This window comes from Massilia rubra, assembly GCF_011682065.1.
Lineage (GTDB): Bacteria > Pseudomonadota > Gammaproteobacteria > Burkholderiales > Burkholderiaceae_D > Telluria_A > Telluria_A rubra.
Map to the genome: position 1 here is coordinate 243949 of NZ_VUYU01000006.1, position 24865 is coordinate 268813.

General features: G+C 66.9%; 23 protein-coding genes. 10 read left to right on the plus strand and 13 right to left on the minus strand.

Going from position 1 to position 24865, the window contains the following annotated elements; all coding sequences use genetic code 11:
• The first annotated feature begins 45 nt into the window (after positions 1-45).
• Positions 46-333, plus strand: coding sequence for a hypothetical protein (locus F0185_RS11475; protein ID WP_054263205.1), 288 nt, complete (start codon positions 46-48; stop codon positions 331-333).
• A gap of 124 nt (positions 334-457) precedes the next feature.
• Here F0185_RS11475 and F0185_RS11480 read toward each other — a convergent pair whose 3' ends face one another.
• The 6 genes from F0185_RS11480 to F0185_RS11505 form a co-directional block, all read right to left on the minus strand.
• The gene (locus tag F0185_RS11480) at positions 458-1213 is read right to left on the minus strand and encodes a GNAT family N-acetyltransferase (protein ID WP_167224468.1); all 756 of its coding nucleotides are present in this window, start codon (positions 1211-1213) and stop codon (positions 458-460) included.
• Positions 1214-1312: 99 nt separating this feature from the next.
• Positions 1313-2053 (minus strand): hypothetical protein, encoded by a 741-nt coding sequence (locus F0185_RS11485; RefSeq protein ID WP_229476931.1) that lies wholly within the window; start codon positions 2051-2053, stop codon positions 1313-1315.
• Between the two features lie 186 nt (positions 2054-2239).
• A complete protein-coding gene (locus F0185_RS11490; protein WP_167224470.1) occupies positions 2240-5974 on the minus strand; it encodes an ATP-binding protein in 3735 nt (1244 codons plus the stop codon).
• Between the two features lie 116 nt (positions 5975-6090).
• Entirely contained in the window at positions 6091-7548 is a 1458-nt protein-coding gene (locus tag F0185_RS11495) for a Ppx/GppA phosphatase family protein (RefSeq protein WP_167224710.1), read from the minus strand.
• A 109-nt stretch (positions 7549-7657) separates the two neighbouring features.
• On the minus strand, positions 7658-8824 hold the full coding sequence (locus F0185_RS11500) for a GGDEF domain-containing protein (RefSeq protein WP_167224472.1): 1167 nt from the start codon (positions 8822-8824) through the stop codon (positions 7658-7660).
• Between the two features lie 17 nt (positions 8825-8841).
• Positions 8842-9117, minus strand: coding sequence for a hypothetical protein (locus F0185_RS11505; RefSeq protein WP_166885930.1), 276 nt, complete (start codon positions 9115-9117; stop codon positions 8842-8844).
• A 166-nt stretch (positions 9118-9283) separates the two neighbouring features.
• Between F0185_RS11505 and F0185_RS11510 the strand changes: the two genes are divergently transcribed.
• From F0185_RS11510 to F0185_RS11520, 3 genes are all read left to right on the plus strand, one after another.
• Entirely contained in the window at positions 9284-10084 is an 801-nt protein-coding gene (locus F0185_RS11510; RefSeq protein WP_167224474.1) for a spermine/spermidine synthase domain-containing protein, read from the plus strand.
• A gap of 153 nt (positions 10085-10237) precedes the next feature.
• Positions 10238-13126: a bifunctional diguanylate cyclase/phosphodiesterase gene (locus tag F0185_RS11515; RefSeq protein WP_167224476.1), complete on the plus strand. Its 2889-nt coding sequence runs from the start codon at positions 10238-10240 to the stop codon at positions 13124-13126.
• Positions 13127-13220: 94 nt separating this feature from the next.
• The gene (locus F0185_RS11520; protein ID WP_166885936.1) at positions 13221-13442 is read left to right on the plus strand and encodes a hypothetical protein; all 222 of its coding nucleotides are present in this window, start codon (positions 13221-13223) and stop codon (positions 13440-13442) included.
• 436 nt (positions 13443-13878) lie between these two features.
• Here F0185_RS11520 and F0185_RS11525 read toward each other — a convergent pair whose 3' ends face one another.
• Positions 13879-14244, minus strand: coding sequence for a hypothetical protein (locus tag F0185_RS11525; protein ID WP_167224478.1), 366 nt, complete (start codon positions 14242-14244; stop codon positions 13879-13881).
• An 82-nt stretch (positions 14245-14326) separates the two neighbouring features.
• Complete coding sequence (locus F0185_RS11530) at positions 14327-14464, minus strand: hypothetical protein (protein WP_166885940.1); 138 nt, start codon at positions 14462-14464, stop codon at positions 14327-14329.
• Between the two features lie 238 nt (positions 14465-14702).
• Between F0185_RS11530 and F0185_RS11535 the strand changes: the two genes are divergently transcribed.
• Positions 14703-15002, plus strand: coding sequence for a hypothetical protein (locus F0185_RS11535; protein WP_167224480.1), 300 nt, complete (start codon positions 14703-14705; stop codon positions 15000-15002).
• Between the two features lie 137 nt (positions 15003-15139).
• Here the strand turns inward: F0185_RS11535 and F0185_RS11540 are convergent, their stop codons facing one another.
• Positions 15140-15313 carry a hypothetical protein gene (locus F0185_RS11540; RefSeq protein WP_167224481.1) on the minus strand — a complete coding sequence of 58 codons (174 nt, stop codon included), beginning with the start codon at positions 15311-15313 and terminating at the stop codon, positions 15140-15142.
• A 147-nt stretch (positions 15314-15460) separates the two neighbouring features.
• Here F0185_RS11540 and F0185_RS11545 point away from each other — a divergent pair, with 147 nt between their 5' ends.
• Positions 15461-16144, plus strand: coding sequence for an SOS response-associated peptidase family protein (locus F0185_RS11545; protein ID WP_167224483.1), 684 nt, complete (start codon positions 15461-15463; stop codon positions 16142-16144).
• A gap of 44 nt (positions 16145-16188) precedes the next feature.
• Here F0185_RS11545 and F0185_RS11550 read toward each other — a convergent pair whose 3' ends face one another.
• Positions 16189-16449, minus strand: a complete 261-nt coding sequence (locus tag F0185_RS11550) for a hypothetical protein (protein ID WP_167224485.1) — start codon at positions 16447-16449, stop codon at positions 16189-16191.
• A 143-nt stretch (positions 16450-16592) separates the two neighbouring features.
• On the opposite strand from F0185_RS11550, the gene F0185_RS11555 reads away from it, so the two are divergent.
• Together F0185_RS11555 and F0185_RS35320 are read left to right on the plus strand one after the other, a co-directional pair.
• The gene (locus tag F0185_RS11555; protein WP_229476935.1) at positions 16593-17504 is read left to right on the plus strand and encodes an alpha/beta hydrolase family protein; all 912 of its coding nucleotides are present in this window, start codon (positions 16593-16595) and stop codon (positions 17502-17504) included.
• A gap of 236 nt (positions 17505-17740) precedes the next feature.
• On the plus strand, positions 17741-19405 hold the full coding sequence (locus F0185_RS35320) for a methyl-accepting chemotaxis protein (RefSeq protein WP_167224487.1): 1665 nt from the start codon (positions 17741-17743) through the stop codon (positions 19403-19405).
• 68 nt (positions 19406-19473) lie between these two features.
• Here the strand turns inward: F0185_RS35320 and F0185_RS11565 are convergent, their stop codons facing one another.
• Positions 19474-19767 (minus strand): 2Fe-2S iron-sulfur cluster-binding protein, encoded by a 294-nt coding sequence (locus tag F0185_RS11565; RefSeq protein WP_167224489.1) that lies wholly within the window; start codon positions 19765-19767, stop codon positions 19474-19476.
• Between the two features lie 106 nt (positions 19768-19873).
• Between F0185_RS11565 and F0185_RS11570 the strand changes: the two genes are divergently transcribed.
• Both F0185_RS11570 and F0185_RS11575 read left to right on the plus strand, forming a co-directional pair.
• Positions 19874-20917 carry a L,D-transpeptidase family protein gene (locus F0185_RS11570; protein WP_229476936.1) on the plus strand — a complete coding sequence of 348 codons (1044 nt, stop codon included), beginning with the start codon at positions 19874-19876 and terminating at the stop codon, positions 20915-20917.
• 36 nt (positions 20918-20953) lie between these two features.
• Entirely contained in the window at positions 20954-21682 is a 729-nt protein-coding gene (locus F0185_RS11575) for a M23 family metallopeptidase (protein WP_167224491.1), read from the plus strand.
• A gap of 4 nt (positions 21683-21686) precedes the next feature.
• On the opposite strand, the gene F0185_RS11580 is transcribed toward F0185_RS11575, so the two are convergent.
• A complete protein-coding gene (locus tag F0185_RS11580) occupies positions 21687-22823 on the minus strand; it encodes a PEP-CTERM sorting domain-containing protein (protein WP_167224493.1) in 1137 nt (378 codons plus the stop codon).
• A 155-nt stretch (positions 22824-22978) separates the two neighbouring features.
• Positions 22979-24751: a M4 family metallopeptidase gene (locus F0185_RS11585; RefSeq protein ID WP_167224495.1), complete on the minus strand. Its 1773-nt coding sequence runs from the start codon at positions 24749-24751 to the stop codon at positions 22979-22981.
• Positions 24752-24865 lie beyond the last annotated feature (114 nt).

Genomic DNA, 24865 nt, shown 5'->3' on the forward strand with positions numbered 1-24865 from the left:
CGATCAGTCCCCCATCAATGAAAAAATAATCTTTGGAGGAGTACGATGAACGTACGGCAAAAGAAACTGGAAATGATCGAGGCGATGAACCGCGCTCGAGCGCTCGAACCATCGAGCTTTGTGCCGAACAAGCTGCTCGACACCTTGATCGAAAAGATGAACCTCAAGAACGATGCGGAGTTGTGCCGCGTGCTGGAAGTGCAGCCGCCAATCATCAGCAAGATCCGTCATCGGAAACTGGCCGTGGGTGCGACGATTTTGCTGCGCATGCACGAAAAGTCGGATATGAGCATCCGCGACTTGAAGGACTTGTCCAACGCGTCAATGCACTAGGCAGTCAAGCATGCTGCCTGGCGCCGGCAGCACATTGTCCGGCGCCCGTTGTAGCGGCACATGGTAACGCTGTATCTCTTCGCAGTCCCGCTGCATCCACACCGAGCCCCCGTGCGGACGCCAGCTACTCCACCCCGTAATGCCGCGCATAGCGGCTGTCCAGGTTCGCCAGCGGCAGCAGCAAGAACAAATCCGCACTCTCGAAATCAGGATCCCAGGCCGGCTCGCCGCACAGCCAGGCGCCCGATCGCACATAGCCCTTGACCAGCGCCGGCACCTGCGCCCTGGCCGCGGCTTCCAAAGCGCGGATCGGGAACGGCAAATGCGGGGTGACCCGGTATTCGGCCGGCGCGGCGTGCTTGTAGATCAGCGACTGGTACACCGCCACCGCATTGTGGCCACCGTCGGCCACGCTCATGCTGGCGCAACCGGCCAGGAAATCGCAGCGCTCGCGCCGCATGTAGTCGGCCAGCCCGGCCCACAGCAGCATGATCACGCTGCCGCCCCGGTATTTGGGATGGATGCAGGCGCGTCCCGCTTCGATGATGCGGTTGCGCAGATGGTTCAGGCGACCGAGGTCGAATTCGTTTTCGGCGTACAGGCGGCCGACCAGGCGCGCCTTGGCGGGACTGAGCACGCGGTAGGTGCCCACCACTTTCAGGGTGGAGGCGTCGCGCACGATCAGATGGTCGCAATGCTCGTCGAATTCGTCGCGGTCGAGCCGCTCGGGGTTGACCAGCGCGGCCAAGCCCATCGTCTCGATGAAGACCTTGTAGCGCAGGCGCTGCACTTCGCGCACTTCGGCCGGCGTCGATGCCAGGCTCAGGATCAGCCGCGGGGCGACTGACTTTGTCTCTGGAGAGGAGTGGAGGTTGTGCATGCTTCGTCCTTTTGAGTAGCAACGAAGCACAGACTAACTGCGCAATTTGTCATGCCAGTGACAAGCGCGTGTCACCTTGATGACACGCGCGCCGCCGGCTTATTCGCTTTTCGGGCGGCCGGTCTTGAGCTGCGGAAGGCTCGACAGCACTTTTTGCAAGGTCGCGATATCGAGGTCGCTGATCAGGGCCACGCCGATGCGCAGCAGCTCGCTCTTCTTGATCTCGAAGCCGGCTTTCAGGCAGGCTTTCTTGACCTGGCCGAGCACCGCGTACTCTTGCTCCGGCATGGTGAAGCTGTCGCGCACCAGCTTGGGCTTGCGCGCCTTCTCGCGCGCGCCGGCGTCGACCTCGGCCGCTGGCGTGGCCTGCTTGGGCGCCGCCTTCGCCGGCGTGGCCGCGCTGCGTTTCGGGGCCGCCTTGGCGCTTGCCGGCTTGGCTGCAATCGTCTTCGCTGCCGCAGGCTTGGCTGCCGCAGGCTTCACCGCTGCCGGTTTGGCCGCTATCGCCTTGGCTGCAATCGGCTTGGCCGCCGCCGGCTTGACTGGCGCCGCTTTAACGGCGCCCTTGCCCGGCGCCGCCGGGGTCTTTACAGTCGCTTTGAGCGGCACCCGGGCGCTGGCCTTGGCCGGCACTTTGGCCGCCGCCTTGGCGCGTGGCGCATCAGGCGTCGTCGCAGCCGGCTTGGCCGGCGCCGCTTTCGTCGCGCCGGTTTTCTTTGTCGCCGCCGTCGTTGCGCCGGCTTTCTTCGGCGCCGTCCTGGTGGCGCGTGCGGCCGGGGCCACCTCTTTCAGGTCGGGAATGGCGTGTCCGTTGGTTTTTGCGCTTGCTGTCTTGGTCATTGAGTGACTCCGTTCAATATCGATTTAAACAGTATATACGATTTACTCAATTGCCGACGCGCAGCACTTTTTTTGAGTTAATGCAACATTACGGCAACTCGGCGCAGAATGCCGCCCAGCGCGCCCCGCCCTGCCCCGAATATTGACGTGGATCACATTCCACAAAGAAATATTTGCAGGATTGCGTCACTCTGTATGTGATTTCGCCAACTCCGGATAGCGGCGCAGCAAGTCGCGCACCTTGGCCAGCGCACCCCAGTCGCCCCAGGCCTGCAATGCGCGCCGCCCGTACGCGACGGCCCCGGCGAGCTCGCCGCGTTCGCGGCAGCAGGCCGCCGCCAGTTCGCAAGCCAGCGCCGCGTTCTGCACGAAACCGCCCGCCGTGGCCGACGCGATCGCCGCCTCGTAGCCATCCATCGCGGCGGCCGGATTGCCGTCGATGCGCGCCAGTTCGGCGCCCACCAGCAAATAGCGGTTGGCGAAATTGACGGGGCACGACGCCGCCCACCCGGCCAGCAGCGCGTACTTGTCGCACACCGCTTCGAGCAGGCGGCGCCGGCGCGCCGGCGGGGCCGCGCGGTACAACGCCGTCATCGCCAGCGCGTGATAAAAGTGATGGGTGGTTTCGTTGAACGAGGCGAGGAAGAAATGCAGGTTGGCCGCCGCCGCTTCGGCCGCCTCCAGCGCTTCGTCGTAGCGGCCGAAAGTAAAAGCGGCCACCTGCCGCATCAGCAGGTAACGCGCGCGCTCCGCGCCGAAACTGCCCTGGCCGAAGTCGGCGATCGCGCCACCGGCATCGTCGCCGCCATCCTCGCCGATCAAGGTCACGGCCAGTTGTTCGTAGCCGCGCAACAGGCGCAGCAACGCCTGATTGCCATGGCGCCGCGCGAAGCCCTGGTAATGCGCCGCCATCTGGCGCACGGTGGCCAGCGGCAGGCCGGCCTCGAACGCATTCCAGGTCGCGACATGGGCCGCGTAGCCGGCGTGCGGCAGGTCGCCGGCGCGTTCGCAGTTGGCAAACGCATCGCGCAGCGGCTCGACGCTGGTGGCGATCGGATCGCGCCACGAGTGGATATAGGCCGCATGCACGAAGCGCAGGCGCCCGCTGCGCTTGGACGGCGGCGCGTTGAACTGCACCTGCTCGATGGCCAGCGCCGAAAACGCAAAGGCATCGTCGATCGCACCCAGCGACACCAGCAGGATCGCGTAACGCGAATAGGTCATGCAGGACGATTCGGTGCGCCCGTGCGTGAGCGTGTGGTTGAGCGCCTTGGCCGCCAGCAGGAAGTACAGCTCCGGGCGCGACGAAAACACCGCCGAGCCGACGTCGGACAGCAGTTCCGACACGATCGCCACTTCCGGATCGGTGCTCGCCGGCAGCGCGCCCAGGCTGGCGATGTCGCGCCCGGCCATCCGCTGCGCAATCGCGGCGCGTTCTTCTCCCAGGGCCCAGTCGATTTCGGCGCGCACCGACGGGAAGCTCACGCCGAACAGGGCCAGCGCCTCGAGCGCCACCGATACCGCCTGGTCGAAGCGCCCGCGCAGCTGGTACACGGCCAGGCGCAGCAAGGCCACCCGGGCCAGGTCGATGCGCGAGCGCGCCTGCTCCACCAGCAGCTCGAACAGGCGCCCGGCGCGCTCCAGGCGGCCGCACAGGTATTCGCATTCGGCCAGCGCGGCGTACATGGCGTAGGTGGCGTCCAGGTCGTCTTTCCATGCGCGCGCGGGAGTCAGGCCGGCCGCCAGGCTGAAATAATTGCGCGCCGAATCATAGGCGATGGCGTTGCGCGCCTTGGCCCCGGCCAGCGCGTTCAGGTGCGCCAGGTCGCGCAGCTCTCGCGGCGCGGTGATCGCCGCGCGCGCCCGGTTCAAGTGATGCACGATGTCGAACACGTGCTGGTCGAGCGCCTCCGGCGCCACGCTCTGGAGCAGCAGGCGCCCGATGTGCAGGTGCCGTTCGGGCAGCGACGACGGCGCGATCATCGAGTACGCGCCTTCCTGCACGCGGTCGTGGGCGAAGCGGTAGGTGCCCGGCTCGCGCACGATCAGTCCGAGGCGCGCGGCCGGCCACAGGGTTTCGTCGGTCTCGAGCAGCGACATGCCCGACACCAGCGCGATGGTGTCCAGTCCCGCGTCGGGGCCGAGGCAAGCGAGCAGCTTGACCAGGTCCAGGGTGCAGCCGGGCAGCTGGCCCAGGCGCGCCACCATCAGGTCGATCACGTTGTCGGAAAACGCGCGCGCGGCAATCGCCTGCGCATCCCACTCCCAGCGCGCGCCATCGTCGTTAAAACGCAGCAGGCGGTTTTCGCCGAGGCGGGTCAGGAACTGCAAGGTGAAGAAGGGATTGCCGGCCGTCTTGGGGAACACCAGCGCCGCCAGCGGGGCCGCCTCGGCGCTGGCGCAATCGAGCGCCGCGGCCACCAGTTCGCAGGCTTGCGTACGGTCCAGCGCATCGAGCACGATTTCGTTGACGTCGGCACGCACCCCTGCGCCGGCGGCCAGCATGGCGTCGTGCGCCAGCGCCATCGGGTGCCCGCCGCCCTCCGCGCGCGTGCGCCACGCGCAGATCGCCAGCACGTGGTCCATGCCGGGATGGGTGAGCAGGTGCGAGAGCAGCTTCAGGCTGGCCGGGTCGATCCACTGCACGTCGTCGAGGCACAGCAGCAGCGCCGTGCCGGGGCGCCGGCAGGCTTGCAGGAAGCGCCGGAACACACTGTCGAAACGGCTCTGCGCTTCCGGCGGCGCCAGCGGCGGCGGAGTCGGATGGGCGCCGATCACCAGCGCCAGCTCGGGAATCAGGTCGAGCATCAGGCGCGCGTCCGCCCCCAGGGCTCCTGTCAGCGCGCTGCGCCACGGCGCCAGCGCGGCCTCGCCCTCGCGCAGGCGCTCGCGCACCAGCGACTGGAAGGCCTGGGCCAGGGAGGCGTACGGGATGTCGCGCTGGCGCTGGTCGAATTTGCCGGCGATGACGGTGGCCCCGGCCGCCACCTCGGAGTGGCGCAGCGCCGTCACCAGCGCCGACTTGCCGGTGCCGGCGCGGCCCGACACCAGCACCAGTTGCGGCGCCGCGCCGGCCGCCGCGCGCCGGTGCGCCTCGCTCAGCAGCGCCAGTTGCGGCGCGCGCCCGACCAGCTGCGCCGGAATGCGCACGCGCAGCGCGCCGTCGTGGCAACCGAGCACGAACGGTTCGACCCGGCCCTGCGCTTCGAGCATCGAGCGGCAGTGCTGCAGGTCGGCGTACAGCCCGGCCGCGCTCTGGTAACGCTGCGCCGGGTCGGGCGCGAGCAGGCGCGCCACGATCGAGGAACAGATGCGGTCCACCCCCGGACGGCGCCGGGGCTGCTCCTGCGCCCCGGCGTCGCCCGTGGCCGCGGCCGGCGCGCTCTCGCCGCTGAGCAGGTGATACAGCACCTGGCCGAGCCGCACCAGGTCCGCCTGCGGGTCGCCCGGCCCGTCGAGCGGGGTGGCGCGGCCAAAGCCGGTCAGGCGCACGCCGGCGGTGGCCGGGTCGAACAGGATGTGGGATGCGGCCAGGTCGCGGTGCACCAGGCGACTGTGGTGCGCATGCGACACCGCCAGCGTGATGGCGGCCGCCAGCGTCAGGAAATCGGGCAGGTCGAGCGGGCTTGCGGGCAGCTCGAGCGGCGCGCCGCCGCTGTCGGCCAGCACCAGGGTGACGCTGGCGCCATCGGCGTGAACGGGGTTGTGGAACAGCGCCAGCGGCGTTGCGGCCCAGGCGCTGTCGAGCAAGTCGCGCAGGGCGAATTCGTGCTCCATGCAGGGTGCATCAGGGTGCGCTGCGGCGCGCACCACCAGCAGCACTGGCAGGCGGTCGGCGTCGCGCACCGCGCGCAGCAGGACCGACTGCTGGTCCGCGCGCAAGGTGTCGATCACGGTATATCCGTCGGGGGCCTGGGTCAAGGTCACCTCTTATTTTTGTCGTACAAACGCCGTTCTCCGATCAGGCGTTGGCAATTATGCCACCACCGATAGGCGTTTGATACAAAAATCCCGAGTTGTGATGCCCTTCGTGGGAACTACGCCACGCTGCGCACGCTGAAATCGACCCCGACTTCGTCCCACCATTCCTGCTCTTTTTCGATCCAGTACGACACCGTCGGATGGCTGCCCACCCACTCGCGCCGGATCTCGAGGTCGATGCGGTTCTTCATGCGCAGCTTGAGTTCCCCGGCGTCGGCGTCGATCCGCGCGTGCATCAGCAGGATCGCCACGCGCAGCGCCAGCACCGCCCTGGCGAAGTCGGTATCGGCCAGCGCCTCGGTCACCTTGCGCAGGTTGCCCTTCTGCGCCAGGATCAACTTGCTCATGATGCGCTGCTCGCGCGTGGTGAAGCCTGGCATGTCGGCGTTCTCGATCATGTAGGCCGCATGCTTATGGTAGCCGGTCTGCGACACCACCATGCCCATCTCGTGCAGCAGCGCGCTCCAGCGCAGCAGCTTGGCGCAGCCGTCGCCGGCCGGCTTCAGTTGCAGGTACATGTCGCTGGCCAGTTGCGCCACGCGCCGCGCGCGTTCCTGGTCGACGTGGAATTTGAGCGCCAGCGCCGCCACCGATTCCTCGCGCCGGTCGCGCTGCATCGAGCGCAGGTACAGGTCCCACATCACGCCCAGGCGCAAGCCCGCTTCGACCGGTTGCATGACGCCGATATCGAGTTCGCGCACCAGCGCGATCAGGATCGCCAGCCCGCCGATGATGGTGCCGGCGCGGTCCGGCCGCAGGCCCGGCATGTCGATCAGGGCCACCTGGCCGAAGGCGATGAAGCGCAGCTTGAGCGCATCGAGCCCGGCGGCGCTGAGCTTGCCGTCGCCCAGGTTGTTTTTGGCGATGATGTCGGCGATCGCCCGGATCGTGCCCGAGGAACCGTAGGCCTGCTTCCAGAACTGCGGATGGTAAGGCGGCGCGGCGTCTTCGAAGTGGCTGCGCGCCGACAGAATGGCCGCCTCGTACGAGACCGCGTCGATCCGTCCGTCGACAAAAAACGACAGGCTTTGCTTGACCGTGCCGATGCTGAACGACTCGACCCGCTCGATGTCGGCGCCGCGTCCGAGAATGATTTCGGTCGAGCCGCCGCCGATATCGATCACCAGGCGCCGCTCGGACGGCTCGGCCAGCGCGCTGGCCACGCCCATATAGATCAGGCGCCCCTCTTCCTCGCCCGAGATGATCTCGATCGGATAACCGATGGCTTGTTCGGCGGCCGGCAAGAACGCGGCGCCGTTGCGCGCCACGCGCAGGGTGGAGGTGGCCACCACGCGCACGGCGTCGAGGCGGTAGCCCGACAGCACCGCCTGGAAATTGCGCAGGCAGGCCAGCGCCGACTGCATGGCCGCCTCGGTCAGGTTGCCCTTCGCATCGAGGCCGGCGGCCAGCCGGATCGGCTCGCGCACGCTTTTCAATACCCGGATCGCATCGCCATCGTGCTTGCCGATGTGCAGGCGAAAACTGTTGGAACCTAAATCGACGGCAGCGTACATCGAAGCCTCTTTCTGTATTGTTGTCATCAAGGCTCTCCTGCTGCAAAACCAATCACAGTAGCAAAGATATATGACGCCGTCATGACCGGCGCCCTGGCGCTGCCGCGCTTTACACTGGCGGCGCGGCGGCCGCCGGCGCTGCCACCACCTTGTTGCGCCCACCCTCCTTGGCGGCGCGCAGGGCTTCGTCGGCGCGCTTGAACAGGCTCACCGTGCTGTCGTCCGGGCGGATCACGGTCACGCCGAAACTGGCCGTCATCGAAATCATCGCGCGCTCGGTCTTGACCGGGCTGGCCTCGACCGCCGCCCGGATGCGCTCGGCCACCAGCATGGCTTCATCGATGCCGGTGCGCGGCAGCAGCAAGGCGAACTCCACGCCCACCAGGCGCCCCAATTGATCGCTGTCGCGCAGCTGGCGCTTGCACACCTCGGCCACGCAGCGCAAGACCGTGTCGCCGGCCGGGTGGCCGTAGCTGTCGTTGACGCGCTTGAACTGGTCGAAGTCGAGCATCACCAGGGAACTGGGCTGGCCGGGGCGGCGCGCCAGCGCCATCCACGGCGCCAGCGCCGCGAAAAAGCTGCGCCGGTTGGGCAGGTCGGTCAGGGGGTCGACCAGCGCCAGGCGATCGAGTTCCACGCGCTGGTGTTCGCGCGCCAGCAGCAGGTAGCCGAAGCCGTTGAGCAGCATCAGCAGGTACAGCGCCGCCGAGGCCAGGACCTGCAGCAAGCCCTTGCTCAACCACCCCCACCCCTCGGGCATGGTCAGCACCAGGATGCCGCGCGCGGCCACCAGCAAGGCCAGCAAGGTAATCGAGATGATCAGGAAACGGTGCAGCATGCTGCCGCCGCGCCAGCCGCGCGCCAGGGCCGCCGCGCCGGCCAGGTACAGGACGCCCAGGATGAGCGCGCCGGCCACCACCCGCATGCCGGCTTCGTCGATCGCGTAGCAGGCCAAAAACAGCGCCACCGACAGGCCCATGACCGGATAGGCGATGCGGCGCCAGGCCAGCCGTCCGGCCGACTCCCACAGCGCGCCCGCTTCCAGGCCCACGCCGACGAACAGCACGCCATAGCCGACCGGGATCGAGACCGCGTCGGGCACCACCCCGCTGCCGTTAAAATACAACAGCAGCCAGGCCACGGCCTGGCACTGCTTGGCGATGGCCCAGGTCGACCAGCTCAGCGACTTGCCGCGCTCATACTCGTAAAAGAACAGCGCCGCGGCCAGGCTCAGGTTGCCCAGCGCGAGCGCAAACAACATCGTCGTGATGTCCATGGCCGCGCCGTGGGAGCTCAGACTTCGTGTTCGACGTTGCTGCTGCCATCACCGATCTTGCTGGCCCAGGCTTGCGCGAAAAACTGCTTTTCCACCTCGGTTGGCGCGTCGTTCCAGAACACGATCAGGGTGCCCTTGTGGTCGTGGATCTGGGTGAATTTTTCGATGAAGCCATCGACACCGGCAAGGTCGGCCAGCGCCACCACATAACCATAGACCCGGGTCAGGCGCTCGATCCGATCGGGCTCGGTGAAACTGTTGGTGGCGGTGATGGTGGGGTGGTCTAAAAACATAATCTCTCCGGGTTGGCCGCGCCGCTGGCGCACCGCTTGAAGCCGGCCACACACAGCCGGGGCAAGGATCAGCTTATCAGAAACGGCTGGGGCGCAACAGGGGCGCGTGGCGCGCCCGCGCAGCGAGCCGCTATACTGGCGCACGAGCCTCACGCCACCTTGCACCATGCCGCCACCGACCGAGCCATCGCGCCCGCCCACGCCGTCCCCCGCCCCGCCGCTGGTGCACACCCGGGGCGACCGCCGCACGCTCGAATTCATGCCCGGCGACGTGCAGTCCGAAATGCGCCTCTCGCGCCCGCAAGCGCTGGTCCTGGCCTACTGCCGCGCCATCATGTGCTTCGCCCTGTTCGTGCCGCGCCCGCGCGCCATCGTCATGGTGGGCCTGGGCGGCGGCTCGCTGGCCAAATTCTGCTACCGCCATTTTCCGCAGGCGCGCATCACCGTGATCGAACTGCGCGCCGACGTGATCGCCCTGCGTGAGCAATTCTGCGTGCCGCCCGACGACGAACGCTTCACCGTGGTGCACGCCAACGCGGTCGACTGGCTGGCCGGCGCGCGCGCCTGCGCCGATGTGCTGGTGGTCGACGGCTTCGACACGGCCGGCCTGCCGCCGGCGCTGGGCACGGCGCGCTTCTACGGCGACTGCCGCGGCGCCCTGCGCGACGGCGGCGTGCTGGTGGCCAATATCTTCAGCTACGATCCGCGCTATGCCGGCATGCTGGCGCGCCTGCGCCTGATGTTCAACGACCGCGTCTGCTGGTTCGAGCGCATGGCCGGCAACAACCACATCCTGTTCGCGGTCAAGGCCCCGGCCCGGCTCGAACCGGCCAAGCCGCTGCCGCGCGCCTTGCGCATGCAGCGCTGGGTGGCGCGCCGGCGCGGCCTGGGCAGCATCGCACTGAACCGCCTGCTGGCGCGCGCCGTCGTCGCATGGCTGCAACACCCCTTCAAACGTTCCAAATGACAACGCCTACGTGGCTTTTTAGTTGCTGAATATCAATCGACTTACCGATTTTTATCATTTTGTGACAAACTAACGACGCATCGGGCGCCGCGCAAAGGCGCGCCGGCTGCTCTCTCCCTCTTATTTCTCGCGCTCTACTCTAGGAATCAGGACATGTTGCGTCGTCGCTTGCCGTTCTCGCTCACCGTCGCGGCGGCGCTTACCGTCGGGGCTGGCCTGGCCGCCACCGTCATGCTGGCCGTGGCCGTGGCCCGGCTCGAAGACGACAAACTCGCACTCTCCTTCCAGCAACGCGCCACCGTGCGCGTGGCCGCGATCCGCCAGGGGCTCGACGAAGCGGTCGAAGTACTGACCGTCACCAACCAGCTGTTCGCGACCGTGCACCCGGTCACGCGCCGCCAGTTCCACGACTTCACCCAACCGCTGCTGCGGCGCTACCCCTTCATCCAGGCTTTCAACTACCACCGGCTGGTCGGCGCCGGCGAACGCGCGGCGGTCGAAGCCGAGTTGCAGCAAGTCGTTCCGGGCACGCGCATCACCGAAATGGGAGCGCAGGGACGCCGCCCGGCGCCGCCGCGCGCGCAGTACAGCATGGTCGACTACCTCGAACCGATGAAGGGCAATGAAGCGGCCTTCGGCCTGAACGTCGGCATCAACGCGCAGGTCATGAACGCGCTCGAACAAGCCACCGTCAGCGGTCGCGCGGCCGCCACCGGCTTGTTAAGCCTGGCGCAAGACCAGCGCCCGCAAGGCGGCTTCGAAGTCATCATGCCGGTGTACCGCCCCGGCGCCGCGCTGGGCAGCGCCGCCGAACGACGCGCCGCCCTGATCGGCGACACCGCCGCCATCATCCGCGCGCGCGACCTGGTCGCCAAGATCCTGCGCGGCGCCGACCTGCATCTGGACCACGGCATCCAACTGGCGGTGTACGCCAGCGCCAGTGCCGACCCGGCGCACCTGGTCTACGCCAGCGCCGGGCTGGACGCCGCCGCCGGGCAGCGCGCGGCCCTCGGTACGCTGCCCCAGTGGACCACCTCCGGCCACCGCGAGCGCCACAGCGCCGGGCTCGACGTGGCCGGCCAGCGCTGGCACGTGGTGGCCAGCGCCGCCCCGCGCCCCTTGTTGCACAACCATCCCGGCTCGATCTCGACCCTGGTCGGCGGCTTGTTGTTCACGCTCCTGATCGGCGCCTTCGTGCAAACCCTGGTGCAGCGCTCGCGCCGGGTGCAGTTGCTGGTCGACGAACGCACGGCCGACCTGAAACTCTCCAACCAGCGCCTGATCGACGACGTGCAGGCGCGGCGCCGCACCGAAGCGGCCCTGCAGGAAAGCGAACAGCGCTTCCGCCAGCTGGTGAGCATGTCGTCCGACTGGTACTGGGAACAGGACGCCGACCTGCGCTTTATCGACATCACCGGCGGCGTCGGTGAAAAAGGCGGCGTGGCGGCCGGACGCCTGATCGGACGCACGCGCTGGGAAACCGTGGCCGGCATGCGCGAAACCGACTGGGGCAAGGCGCACATGGCGCAACTGGCGGCGCGCGCGCCGTTCGCCGACCTCGAATACGAAACCGTGGACGAACAGGGCGAGGCGCGCTGGTTCAGCATCAACGGCGAACCGGTGTTCGACGCCGACGGCGCCTTCCGCGGCTACCGGGGCACCGGCACCGACATCACCGCCCGCAAACACACCGAGCAGCGCATCCGCCACATCGCCCAGCACGACGTGCTCACCGGCCTGCCCAACCGCAGCCTGCTGCAGGACCGCCTGAGCCAGGCCGTGGCCTACTCGCAGCGCTGCGCGCGGCCGGCATGGGTACTGCTGATCGACCTCGATCGCTTCAAGTTCGTCAACGACAGCATGGGCCACAAGGCCGGCGATGTAGTGTTGATGACGGTGGCGGCGCGCCTGCGCGCGGCCCTGCGCGAGACCGACACCGTGGCGCGCCTGTCGGGCGACGAATTCGTCGTCATCCTCACCGAGCACGAAGAACGCCTGCAAGCGGACGTGGTGCAGCGCCTGATGGACGCGGTGGCGCAGCCGGTGCCGCTCGGGAGCAAGGAGTTTTTCGTCACCTGCAGCATTGGCGTGGCCGTGTACCCGACCGACAACACCCCGGCCGACAGCCTGATCGAGCATGCCGACATCGCCATGTACCGCGCCAAGAAACTGGGCCGCAACAACTTCCAGTTCTACACGCCGACCATGAACGACGAAGCGCAGGAACGGGTGCGCATCGAAAGCGCCCTGCGCAGCGCGCTCGAACGCAACGAATTCGTGCTGCACTACCAGCCGCAGGTCAACCTGGCGACCGGCCAGGTGGTCGGCATGGAAGCGCTGATCCGCTGGCAGCATCCCGAACTGGGCGTGGTCGCGCCCGACCGCTTCATCTCGGTGGCCGAAGAGACGGGCCTGATCGTGCCGATCGGCGCCTGGGTCATGCGCACCGCCTGCGCCCAGAACAAAGCCTGGCAAGACGCGGGGCTGGGCATGCTGCGGGTGGCGGTGAACCTGTCGGCGCGCCAGTTCGGGGCGGCGAACCTGCTGGCCGACATCAGCGACGTGCTGGCCCGGACCGGGCTGGCGCCCTCGCTGCTCGAGATCGAACTGACCGAAAGCCTGTTCATGAGCGACGTCACCCTGGCGGTCGAACTGCTGCACAGCATGAAGTCGCTCGGCGTGAACTTATCGATCGACGACTTCGGCACCGGTTATTCGAGCCTGTCGTACCTGTCGCGTTTTCCGATCGACGTGCTCAAGATCGACCGCTCGTTCGTCTCCGACATCACGCGCGACGCCAACGACGCCGCGATTGTCGCCTCGATCATCGCGCTGGCGCACAACCTGAAGCTGTCGGTGATTGCCGAAGGGGTCGAGACGGCCGAGCAGCTCGACTACCTGCGCCGCCACGGCTGCGACGAAATGCAGGGCTACTACTTCAGCCGGCCGCTGGCGGCGTCCGCGTTCGAAGAACTGCTACGCCAGCACAAAAGCTTGCCGCTGGCGCTGACGGCCGGGCATGCGGAGCGGGTGGAAGCATAGAGCGCGCGTGGTATTAGTAGACAAATCGACATCTTTGTTCAAAAATAGACTATCATCGTCGACTGACAGCCATTTTTCGAGCCAAGCGACACACATGAGTGAAGACTTTCAGCGCCAGCGGGCCGATCCGCAAGGCAGCGAGGCGCCCAGCCCGCGCACCGATTTCCGCACCCGGGACGTGGTCAACCAGGCGATTGCCGCGATCCCGAGCGTGGGCGTGCAGCAAGCGGCGGAATTCCTGGCCGCAATGAATGTCCCCTCCGAAATTGCCATCCGCACCCTGATCTACAAAGGCACGCGCCGCGACGAACTGTAGCGCCGGCCCCGCCTCCCATCCGGGCCCCGGCTCCCCGCAACCATCCAACCGGGGTCTGACCTCTGTTTCGAAACATTGTTAAATCCCTGGTGCTTTGATCCGCCAACAAGAAACATCCACCGGGGTCTGACCTCTGTTTCGAAACATTGTTAAATCCCTGGTGCTTTGATCCGCCGAAACATCCACCGGGGTCTGACCTCTGTTTCGAAACATTGTTAAATCCCTGGTGCTTTGATCCGCCAACAATATCAAGACTATTTGCTGCGCAAGCGGCAAAGACCGTCTTTTTGGCGCGGGGAATGGTCAAACACGAGCCTTGCCCTAGACAATACAGGCAAGAATGTCAAATGTTTCGAATCAGAGGTCAGACCCCGGTGGTGGGGGAACGGGGGCGGGGGTCTGACCCCGGTTCGGGAGGACGGTAACTAGCCGGGGCTTATTTGTCTTGGGCGTCGATGTCGGCCAGCGATTCGCGGCCTTTGTCGGTGACGCTGTGGCCGCCCGCTTCGAGCGCGACGATGTGGGATTTTTTGCCGAGGAAGACCAGTACGTCGGCGTCAACCACCGCCGCCTCATCGGCCAGCAGCGCGCGCAATCCGGCGATGCAGCGGCGCAGGAACAGCACTTGCTGCCCCTTGTCCGTCAACGCAAGCTTGCCGTCTTTGCTGTACTGGATCATTTTCAGGCCCGCCAGACGCTTGGCGTTGCGCCCCACGCAGGCGTTGAAGCGGTCATGCTTCGCCCCGCCCAGGATATGCCCGAGCGCATCGTATTCGTCTGTCGTTAATTTCTCGTTCTTCATTGCTGATTTCCATGTGGCCAATTTTCGGCCCCCATGGTAACCGCGCAGGCTGCCCGGGGCAACCTGCATTCGCTGACAACACTCACTTTACTGTGCGGAACAGGAACCAGACCGCGCCGATACTGAGCATCGCGCAAAGCAGCAAGGCCACTTGCACGCCGCGCGAACGCAGCACCGAGCCACGGCCAAGGTAGATCTTGTTGTGTAAAGAATTGCCCATCATGTTCTCCCGGAACAAAAAAGTCGCTTGATGGTTTGATTATAGAAAGCCGCCGTCGTTCGCGGTGTGACGACGAGCACAAAATATAACAAATATAGACTGGTAGCAACACATTGACGCGCCTGAGGACCGCCCTGGCGTCCGGCCCTACTGCGCGCCAGCGAATCGCTTGCACTGTTAACATCATTGCCAGAGCGCCGCGCGAGTGCGGCACTCCCCCATACAAAGGAGAATCCCCATGCACCCCACCTCATCCTTCCCGGATCCGGCCCAGGCCAGGTCCCTCGTCGACGAGGCCGACATCGGCAGCGGCGAAAAACCGCCGTCACAGCTTGAAACCGAGAACATCATTCGCCAGATCCCTCCCCTGCCGCCATCGGACCCGGACGACGCCGATAACGACACCGACGCCTCCGCAGCCGGACAATTCGACGGCGGCGAGAACCGCGAGAAGCGCGAACACGACGCCTCGCTCGAACGGGATGAGCCAAGCGAACAGCTCGATCAGCTCGATCCGGTGCCGCCCAAGGGCCAGTAAAGCTGCATCACCGCGCCGGCGCAGCGATGCGCTTGCGGCGCGCCATGCGCACCGGCGCGACACCGGCGCGCGCGCTCACGCGCCCGGCCAGCCTGCGCGAAGCGACGCGTCAGCCAGCGGCCGGCACCGTCACCCCATCAAGCCTTGATCGGCGGCACCGGCATCGCCGGCTCTTCAACCGGGGCATTGACCGGCGGCGGCACGTCGTCCGGCACCGGGCTCGGCTTAGGATCGGTCGGCGGCAAGTCGTCCGGATCGGGGGTGGAATGGGCGCGCTGCGGCGATGTCGTCGAATGATCGTTGTGGGACATGAATTGCCTTTCCTTAGGGGTTATCAAAAGTGCTGTTCCGTCCGGCGCACGGCTGGCGCGCGCGCGGCATACGGTCTTTTTACGGTATCGTTGATCCTTCCGGGCGCCTCGCCCGGCCTCATGACAACGCGTAAAAGGTGACAGCGCATGTGCGGACGTCTCGATCAAAACCATACTGCCATTGAATATGTCGCGGCAATGCACTGGCGCGGCCCCACGCCGCGCGTCGACACCCACGCCGCGCCCAGCTACAACGCGCCGCCGGGCACCTGGCGCCCGCTGATGCGCGTGGTCGACGAGCAGCTCGTCGTCGAAGATGCCTTCTGGGGCTACCGCGCCTCCTGGGCCGCCGCCAAACTGCCGGTGTCGATCAACGCGCGCCTCGAAAAAATCACCAACAATTACTGGGCGCGCCTGCTCAAGAGCGGGCGCGCCATCGTCCCGGCCGACGGCTGGTACGAATGGACCGGCGAGAAGGGCAAGAAGCAACCCTGGCATATCCACCTCAAGACGCGCGAGCCCCTGTTCATCGCGGCCATCGGCGCCTGCGGCAAGGAACGCGAGCAGCCGGCCGAGTCGGGCTTCGTGATCGTCACCGCCGATGCCGAGGGCGGCATGGTCGATGTGCACGACCGCCGTCCGATCGTCTTCAGCGCGCAAGACGCCGCCCTGTGGCTCGATCCGGACCTGTCCGCACAGCAGGCCGAACAACTGGCCCGCTCGGTCGCGCTCGGACCGGACGCCTTCGAGTGGCATCCGGTCGCCAGGGAGGTTGGCCGCGCCAGCAACGAAGGCGCTCACCTGGCCGCCCAGCTCGACCTGCTGGCCTGAGAGGCTGAGCCCGGCTCGCGCCTGGCGCCGGACCGTACGTTCGCTCAGGCGGCCGGCGTTTGCGCCAGCGCCAGCAGGTTGTCGACCTCGATGCGCGCGACCTGCACGCCGGCCAGGCAGGCGATCTCGGGCGTGGCATGGCCGCCCGCGGTCTGGCTGCGCGTGATCGCCGGCGCCGGATCGTTATCCTGCCCGCCCTGCCCGGTCTTGGTGATGCGGTATTCGAAGTCCCACAGGTCGCCGCAATCCTTCATCGGCGTGACCGCGATGGTGAAACCTTTGTATTGTTCCGTTGTAATTTGCATATCATCCTCACTGTTGTTCGCAGCCTAGCATGGAAGGGCCGAACACTGCCACAGCCACGCCAATCGTGCGCGCGCCGGCCGCGCTTGCCCCGCGCGGGACGAACTCGGTATAGTGGCCATTCCCTTCGCTCCCGATCCTCACGATGAACACTGCCCTGCCCGCGTTCCTGGTCCCCGCCCTGCTGGTGCCCGCCCTGCTCGCCTCCAACGCCGCCGTCGCCGCGCCGATGACCCTGGCCGACTACCTGGCCCTGTCCGGACCGCCGCCGACCGCGAAAATCGCCTACGGCAGCGCGCCGTCGCAGTTCGCCGAGCTGTTCCGGCCGGCCGGTCCCGGCCCGTTCCCGGTGGTGGTGCTGGTGCACGGCGGCTGCTGGACGGTGGAGTACGGCGGCATCAGCCAGATGCGCAATGTGGCCGGGGCCCTGGCCGCGCGCGGCATCGCGGTGTGGAACGTGGAATACCGCCGGGTCGACGAGGAAGGCGGCGGCTATCCGGGCACCTACCTGGACATGAACGCCGCCCTCGACAAGCTGGCCGCCGAGGCCCCGGCGCACCAGCTCGACACCACCCGCATCGTCGCGATGGGCCATTCGGCCGGCGGCCAGCTGGTGCAGTGGATCGCCGGGCGCAGCCGGATTCCGGCCAGCAGCCCCTTGTTCCAGCCGGCTCCCATGCCGGTGCGCACCGTGATCAGCCTGGGCGGCCTGGCCGACCTGCGCCGCGAGCAAGCGCTGATCAAGACCAGTTGCGAGCGCGACATGGTGCAACTGGCCGGCACGCCCAGCGCGGCCCGCCCCGACATCTACGCCGACACCAACGCCGCCGACCTGATGCCCAACGGCAGCCGCACGGTGCTGGTCACGGGCGAACTCGACACCATTTCGCCGCCGCGCGTGGCCCACGACTACGCCGCGCGCGCCCTGGCCGCCGGCGACCACGCCGAAGTGCTGATCCTGCCCGGCGCCAGCCATTACGATGAAATCGCGGCCAGTTCGCCGTCGTGGAAACTGATCCTTCCCGTGATCGAAAACGCGCTCGGCATGGCCCGATAAACAACAGCCTTCCGCCACGACGTTGCGTCAAGACAACGTCCTGAATGAAACAAGCCGAAAGGCCTCCACACTGGACGATATACACGGCCAACGCCACCAACCTAGCGTAGCGTGTACTCACGGTAGCCCAATCCGCTGTCCCACCACAGCACGCGCCCTGCCCGCCCCGGCACGGCGGCGTGCCATGCCCCTACGCACCAGTCCGATCCCTACCCTGACGCTTTACGGAGACTTGTATGCTTGATAACATGAAGGTAGGCACGCGCCTGCTCGGCGCTTTTGCCATCGTTGTGCTGCTTGGCAGCATCGTGGCCGCTATCGGCATCCTGAACATGGCCAACATGAACGACCAGGCCGAGCTGGCTTACGACAGGGAGTTGCTGGGCTTGTCATATACCAAGCAAGCCAATATCGATCTGGTCAGCATCGGTCGCGCCGCACGCAGCATACTGCTGGCCAACTCGCCCGAGCAAGCGCGCCTGGCCGGGGTCCACCTCGAACAATCGCGCCGCCAGTTGCATGAAAACCTGGCCCTGGCGCGCCCGCGCTTCGTCACCGCCGGCGGCAAGCAGGCGGTGAACGATGCCGACAGCCACGTCGCCCAGTACGAAACCATGCTGGCGCGGTTGCTGATTTTGGCACAGGACACTAGCGCGGAAGGAAAGATCGCTTCAGCCGAGTTTGCCATCGGCCCGCTCGCGGCGCAGGGCGATATCGCCGACGACCACCTTGCCACTCTGGCCAAGCGCAAGGAAACCACGTCCGCCGAGGCGGCCTCGGTGTCGCGCGCGCGCTACCAGCGCGGGCGCGCGTTGATGCTGGCGCTGACCATCGGCAGCCTGGCGCTCGGAATCGCCCTGGGCTGGCTGATCACGCGCCGCCTGACGCGCCAGTTGGGCGGCGAGCCAAGCTACGCGGTGCGCATGGCCGGCGCGATCGCCGCCGGCGAACTGTCGGGTGCGATCGCTATCCGCCCCGGCGACACCAGCAGCCTGCTGCACGCCATGGAAACCATGCGCGCCGCGCTGGCCGGGATCGTGATCGAGGTGCGCAGCGGCACCGACACGATCGCCACCGCCTCGGCGCAGATCGCCGCCGGCAACCTCGACCTGTCGTCGCGCACCGAAGAGCAGGCCAGCTCGCTGGAGGAGACGGCCTCGGCCATGGAAGAGCTGACCAGCACCGTCAAGCAGAACGCCGACAATGCGCGCGACGCCAATCAACTGGCGGTGTCCGCGTCCGAGGTGGCCGAACGCGGCGGTGCGGTGGTAAGCCAGGTGGTGCATACGATGGCGTCGATTAACGATTCTTCGCGCAAGATCGCCGATATTATCGGCGTCATCGACGGCATCGCCTTCCAGACCAACATCCTGGCGCTGAACGCCGCCGTGGAAGCGGCGCGCGCCGGCGAACAGGGGCGCGGCTTTGCCGTGGTGGCCTCGGAGGTGCGCAACCTGGCGCAGCGTTCGGCCGCCGCCGCCAAGGAAATCAAAACCCTCATCAACGACTCGGTGGACCAGGTCGACGCCGGCGGCAAGCTGGTCGACCAGGCCGGCGTGACCATGGCCGAGATCGTGGCATCGATCACGCGCGTGACCGGCATCATGTCCGGCATCGCCTCGGCCAGCATGGAACAGACCGCCGGCATCGAGCAGGTCAACATAGCGATCAGCCAGATGGACGAAGTGACCCAGCAAAACGCGGCGCTGGTGGAAGAAGCGGCTGCGGCGGCCGGCGCGATGCAGGAGCAGGCGGCCACCCTGGCGCAGGTGGTCAGCGTCTTTAAGCTGAGCAACGACCATGCGGCGGGCGCAGCGGCGCCGGCGCGGCGCGCACCGGCACGCACGCCGCCACGGATGGCGCTGGCGAACTCCGCAGCGGACGAGTGGAAAACCGTCTGAGTCACGCTCAATCGCCGCCACGCGCCGGCGCAGCGGCAACGCTGACGCCGGCTTGAAAAACGGCATGCTCATGCGCCCGCCAGCCTCGCGGCCGGCGCCAGCAGCACCAGGTCCGAGCGCGCCACCGCCACGCACGGCAATACATCGCCGGCGCGCTTTTCGTCCAGGCTCAAGCCCGGCCAGTCGATCAGGTAGCTGATCTCCCCTTCCACAATTCGGCACAGGCAGGTGCGGCAGGTCCCGTTCCGGCACGAACTGGGCAGGATGACGCCGGCCGCCTCGGCCGCCGCCAGCAAGGAGCTTCCCGCCTCGGCCTCGAAGCGCCAGCCGCCCGGCTGCACGGTAATCAGATAACTGTCCATGCGCGTATTTTACCGGCCGCGCGCTTTTTGCGATGAGTACGCTGCCGCACAGACGATATATCCGACCGGAACTATTCTTCACTATCCGATTACCAAGGGGCTTCAATTGAAATCAACTTCGCTTTGCCTGATCGCCGCCCTGTGCGCCGGCGTGGCCACCGTTCCTGCCGCCATGGCCGCCATCGCGCCGTCCGCCCTCACGGCCGAGGCGGTCAATAATGCCGGCAAGGAGAGCGCGCCTGTCGACGCCGGCGCGAAACCTGGCAAGCCGGCCAAACCGGCCAAGAGCGCCAAAGCGGCCAAGCTGCCGGCCGCCGCCCTGCTGCGCGCCCAGGTCCTGCTCGACCGCGCCCACTTCTCGGCCGGCGAAATCGACGCCGCGTCCGGCTCGAACATGCGCCTGGCGCTGGCCGGCTTCCAGAAAAAAGCCGGCCTGGAACCGTCCGGCGTCCTCGATGACGCAAGCTGGGCCGCGCTGAACGCCGATAGCGCCGACGCCCTGGTCCCGTACACCCTGCTCGACGCCGACGTGGCCGGCCCATTCGAACCGATCCCCGAGGGCATGGCCGAAAAAGCCAAGCTGAGCACGCTCGGTTACGGCAGCGTGGCGGAAGCCCTGGGCGAAAAATTCCACCTCAGCCCGGCCCTGCTGGCCCGCCTCAATCCCGGCAAGGATCTGAGCCGCGCCGGCGAAGTCATCCTGGTGCCGAACGTGCTCGATACCGAGCCGCTGCCCAAGGCCGCCAAGATCGTGGTGGACCGCTCCGACCGCTCGCTGACCCTGCTCGACGCGGCTGGCAACATCCTGGCCCAGTTCCCCTCGTCCACCGGCAGCGCGCACGATCCGCTGCCGATCGGCACGTGGAAAGTCAACGGCATCGCGCGCAACCCGGTCTATCACTACAATCCGAAACTGTTCTGGGACGCCAACCCCGGCGACAAGAAAGCCAAGCTGCCGTCCGGCCCCAACAACCCGGTGGGCGTGGCCTGGGTCGATCTGTCGAAGGACCATTACGGCATCCACGGCACCCCGGTGCCGGCCTCGATCGGCAAGACCCAGTCGCACGGCTGCATCCGCCTGACCAACTGGGACGTGGCCACCCTGACCGGCTCGGTCGGCTACGGCACCGAAGTGCTGCTGCAGGAATAATGAAGAATCACCCTCACAACGAAAAAGGATAATCTTATGAAATGGCTTCTGACTTTCCTGGCGGGCCTGGTGCTTGGCGCCGGCTCCCTGTTCGTCTACCTGCGCGCGGTGCCCAAGCCGGCCGAGGTGGTCGTGGTGGCGCCCGCCGCGCCGGTCGCGGCAGGCGCCGTGGCCGCGCCGGCGGCGAGCGGGGTTTCCCTGCCGAGCGCCGACCTGCCGGGCGCTCCGGTGGTGAGCACCGACCTGACCGAACTCGATCTGCCGCTGCGCCCCAGCATGAGCGAAGTCGCCCTGCCTGTCGTGAATGGCGCCAGCGCAGCGGCGCCGACCCCGGCCGGCGGCAAGCTGATGGTCCCGGTGGAAGGCATCAAGCTGGCCGACCTGCGCGACAATTTCGACCAGCCGCGCGGCGCCGACCGTCACCACGAAGCGCTCGACATCATGGCGCCCAAGGGCGCCAAGGTGTTGGCGGTCGCCGACGGCAAGCTGGTCAAGCTGTTTAACAGCAAACCGGGCGGCCTGACGGTGTACCAGTTCGATCCGAGCGAAAAGTACGCGTATTACTACGCGCACCTGGACCGCTACGCCGAGGGCGTGAAAGAAGGCATGGACCTCAAGCGCGGCGACCTGGTCGGCTATGTCGGCGTGACCGGCAATTCGGACCCGAACGCACCCCACCTGCACTTTGCCGTGGTTGAACTGACTGCCGAAAAGAAATGGTGGAAAGGCACGCCAATCAATCCATTCCCCTTGATCGGCGAATAAGGATTTAGCCCATGCGGACGGCGCGCGCGCGCTGCCCGCGCCGCGCCACCAGCAGGAGCACGCCGGCGCCGAGCAGCATCAGGGCCGGCATGCCCGGTTCCGGCACCGCGCTGGTACTGTCGAGTGTCAGCAAAAAGCCGGAACAGGCGCCGAGCGTGTTGCAGCCATGCGCAGTGATCTGGCCCAGGTCGTTGATGTCGGCCGCGTAATTGAGCGTCCAGCCGAATCCGGGGCCGACCAGGGTGTTCAGATCGTGCATTTCACCACCCGAATACAGAAAAGCGTGCGTCGCCTTGCCGCCGGCGATGTCGGAACCGCCCACCGCCTGGCCCGCATTATTGATCCCGTAGCCGTAACTGCTCATGCCACCCAAGGTGTCGAGATCGATCATCTGGCCGTTCGCGAACATGAAGGCATGCGCAATCGCATCGCCAGCCAGGTAGGAAAAGCCCGTCACCGCGCCGCTGTCGTTGATGCGGTTGGCTTCGCTGTAATTGCCGCCCAGGGTGCCGAGGTCGGTCATTCCTTTACCATCTTCCAGGAAAGCGTGATAGTTGCCCGCAGCGAGCTCGGCCCGTCCCACGACGACGCCGCTATTGTTAATGTCGCTACCCAGGCTGCTGGCGCCGCCCAGGGTGCCCAGGTCGCGCAACTGGCCGCCCGGGGTGTAGCGGAAGGCGGCCTGGGACCCATCGGCCCGGTCGGCGCTGCCGGCCACCTGCCCGGCATTGTTGATTCCCTTGGCCAGGCTGTCACGCCCGCCGAGGCTGCCGAGCGTCTCGATCTTGTTGCCATTGAACGTCACTGCGCGCGATACGCCGCCGCCATCGGTCACCTGCCCGGCTGCCACGCCGGCCTCGTTGATACCGCTGGCAACGCTGCTCGTTCCCTTGTCGGGACTGAGGCTGCGCATGGTTCCGCCGCGCGAGACGTAGGCGCTGCTGATATGGTCGCTGTTCAGGGCGTAGCCGACCACCGCACCGCCATTGTTCATGGCGCGTACGTCGCCGCTGCCGCCGCCAAGCGTACCGAGTTGCTTGACAGAGTACACCGGCGCGGCTTGGGCAACGCCCGGGAGCAGCAAGGTGGACAGGAGAGTGGACAGCAGACTGAGCTGCAACAGACGCGGTGCGACAGACATAGGGAACTCCGGGAAACATGAAAATCGGTGGGCGCGCCAGACTCATCCGGCGCGCTGCGTCGATTCTAAACCCGATTTTCCTACGCACATTATGCGGGGTGGAAAATAGTTCCAAGCACACACACTTTAACGCGGAAACCCTTGCCAGCCTGGCACTACTCGTTGCGATCCTCGCCCACATTCACGGCCGCGTAGGCGCGCTGTACAGCCACCGCCTCCTTGCTGTTCTTGCCATACAGCTCCTCGGCGGCAGCGAGCACCTTGGCGCGCGCATCCTTGTAGTCGGTGCTGGAGGTAAAGCGCGTGGTGGCGGCGTTGAACCAGATCCGGTAGGCCTTGTCGAGGCCGATGCCGCTCATCGCCCGCGGCGTGCCGGTGAGAAAAGTACTGTGGGCCTCGCTGGCCGGGTCCGCGTTCGATCCTTGCGCCAGGAAGTAAAACATGCGGTTGTTCGGGCCGCTGCTGTAGTGCACGTCGAGCCGCCGCAACCTGGCCGACCAGGCATCCGGGCTGGTGCCGTCCTTGCTCGGACGAATCATATAGCGCAGGGGCGTGCCGACCTTGCTGATTTCCTTGCCAATCATCCAGTCGTTGCCCTCGGCCGGAATCAGGGCGCCGCCTTTGCCGGCGCGCGCATACGCTTCCACCACTTCCCCGGTGATGTCGGACGACGATTCGTTCAGCCCGCCCGGCTCGCCCGAGTACACCAGGCGCGAGGTGGCGTCGGTCACGCCGTGGCCCATTTCGTGGCCGACCACGTCGAGCGCGCCCAGGCTGTTGAAGGTCGCGCCGTCGCCGATGAACATGCATTTGCAGGCGTCGCTGTAGTAGGCGTTGTCGTAGGCCGTGTTGACATGCGCGGCGATGTAGGTGGCCGTGTCTTGCCCGTCCAGCGCATGCCAGCCCAGCGTGTTTTTCAGCATGTCGTAGGTGTTGGCCAGGCCCCACATGGCGTTCACCGCCGCCGTCTGGCCGTTGGCGTCGGTGGTGCTGCCGCCGGCCAGGTATTGCTTGCCATCGCCCCAGTGGTTGCTGCTGTTGGTAAACAGCTCGCCGGCCTTGGTGCCGTGATCGGCGTTGGTGACCGCCAGCCCGCCGAACTTGCCGCCCTTGGCGCGCAGCGGGTCGAGCATGCGAAAGCCGGCGCCGCCCTCGCTGGTGCTCAGCGGCACCTCGCCGTTGTACTGGCTCTTGCCCTTGCCGATGGCGCTTTGCAGCATGCTCCACTGCGCCAGGATGCGCCCGCTGCCGGCGCTGACCACGGTGTCGTGGTAGACCGGCTGCGGCCCGGCGCGCAGGCGCGTGGCGACCAGCCAGGCCAATTCGTAACCGACCACCACATCGGTCATGTCGAGCGCGTTGAGGGCGTCGTCGGCCTTGCCCAGCGCGGCCGGCAGGCGCTCGCTCCAGACCAGCGGATAGATGATCAGTTCGGCCGTGGGCGGGATCTCGGGCACGGCGCCGGCGCGCACCGAGCGCAGCGCCAGGGTGATGGCGTGCGACGCCGACAGCGCCGGCAGCACGCTGAATATGGCCTTGGCCGCTGCCGTGGCCGTGGCCGCGCCAGCCTGGTCGGCTTTGCCACGGCCCAGCTGCAGGCGCCGCTCCGAGACCGATTCGCGCACGACCGTGCTGGCCGCGTCGAGCAGCACCACCGATTCGGAACCGAACACACGTACGCCTTTATAGGTATGGTGGGCGCGCACCACCGTGCTACCCTGTAAGCCCGGATGCTCGCTGGCGATCAGGAAGTGGTGGTCGTCGTCGAGCCCCAGGCGCGCCCGCTGCGCGGCCAGTTGCGGCACGATGCGGCCGGCCAGCACGGCGGCGCCAGGCGCCACGGGGCCGTTCATCAGCGGCGGCGCGGCCGCGCCGCTCAGGTGCAAGGCGGCGACGGCGACAGCCAGCAGGGTCGGGCGAATTGTCATCGGGCATCTCCGGTATCAAGGGCCTACCCCATGATTGGGGCGGGCAACATCGATTCTCACAGCAGACATGCATGAAGAATTTGCTCAAACGCAAAGACAAGGCAAAATTCCCGG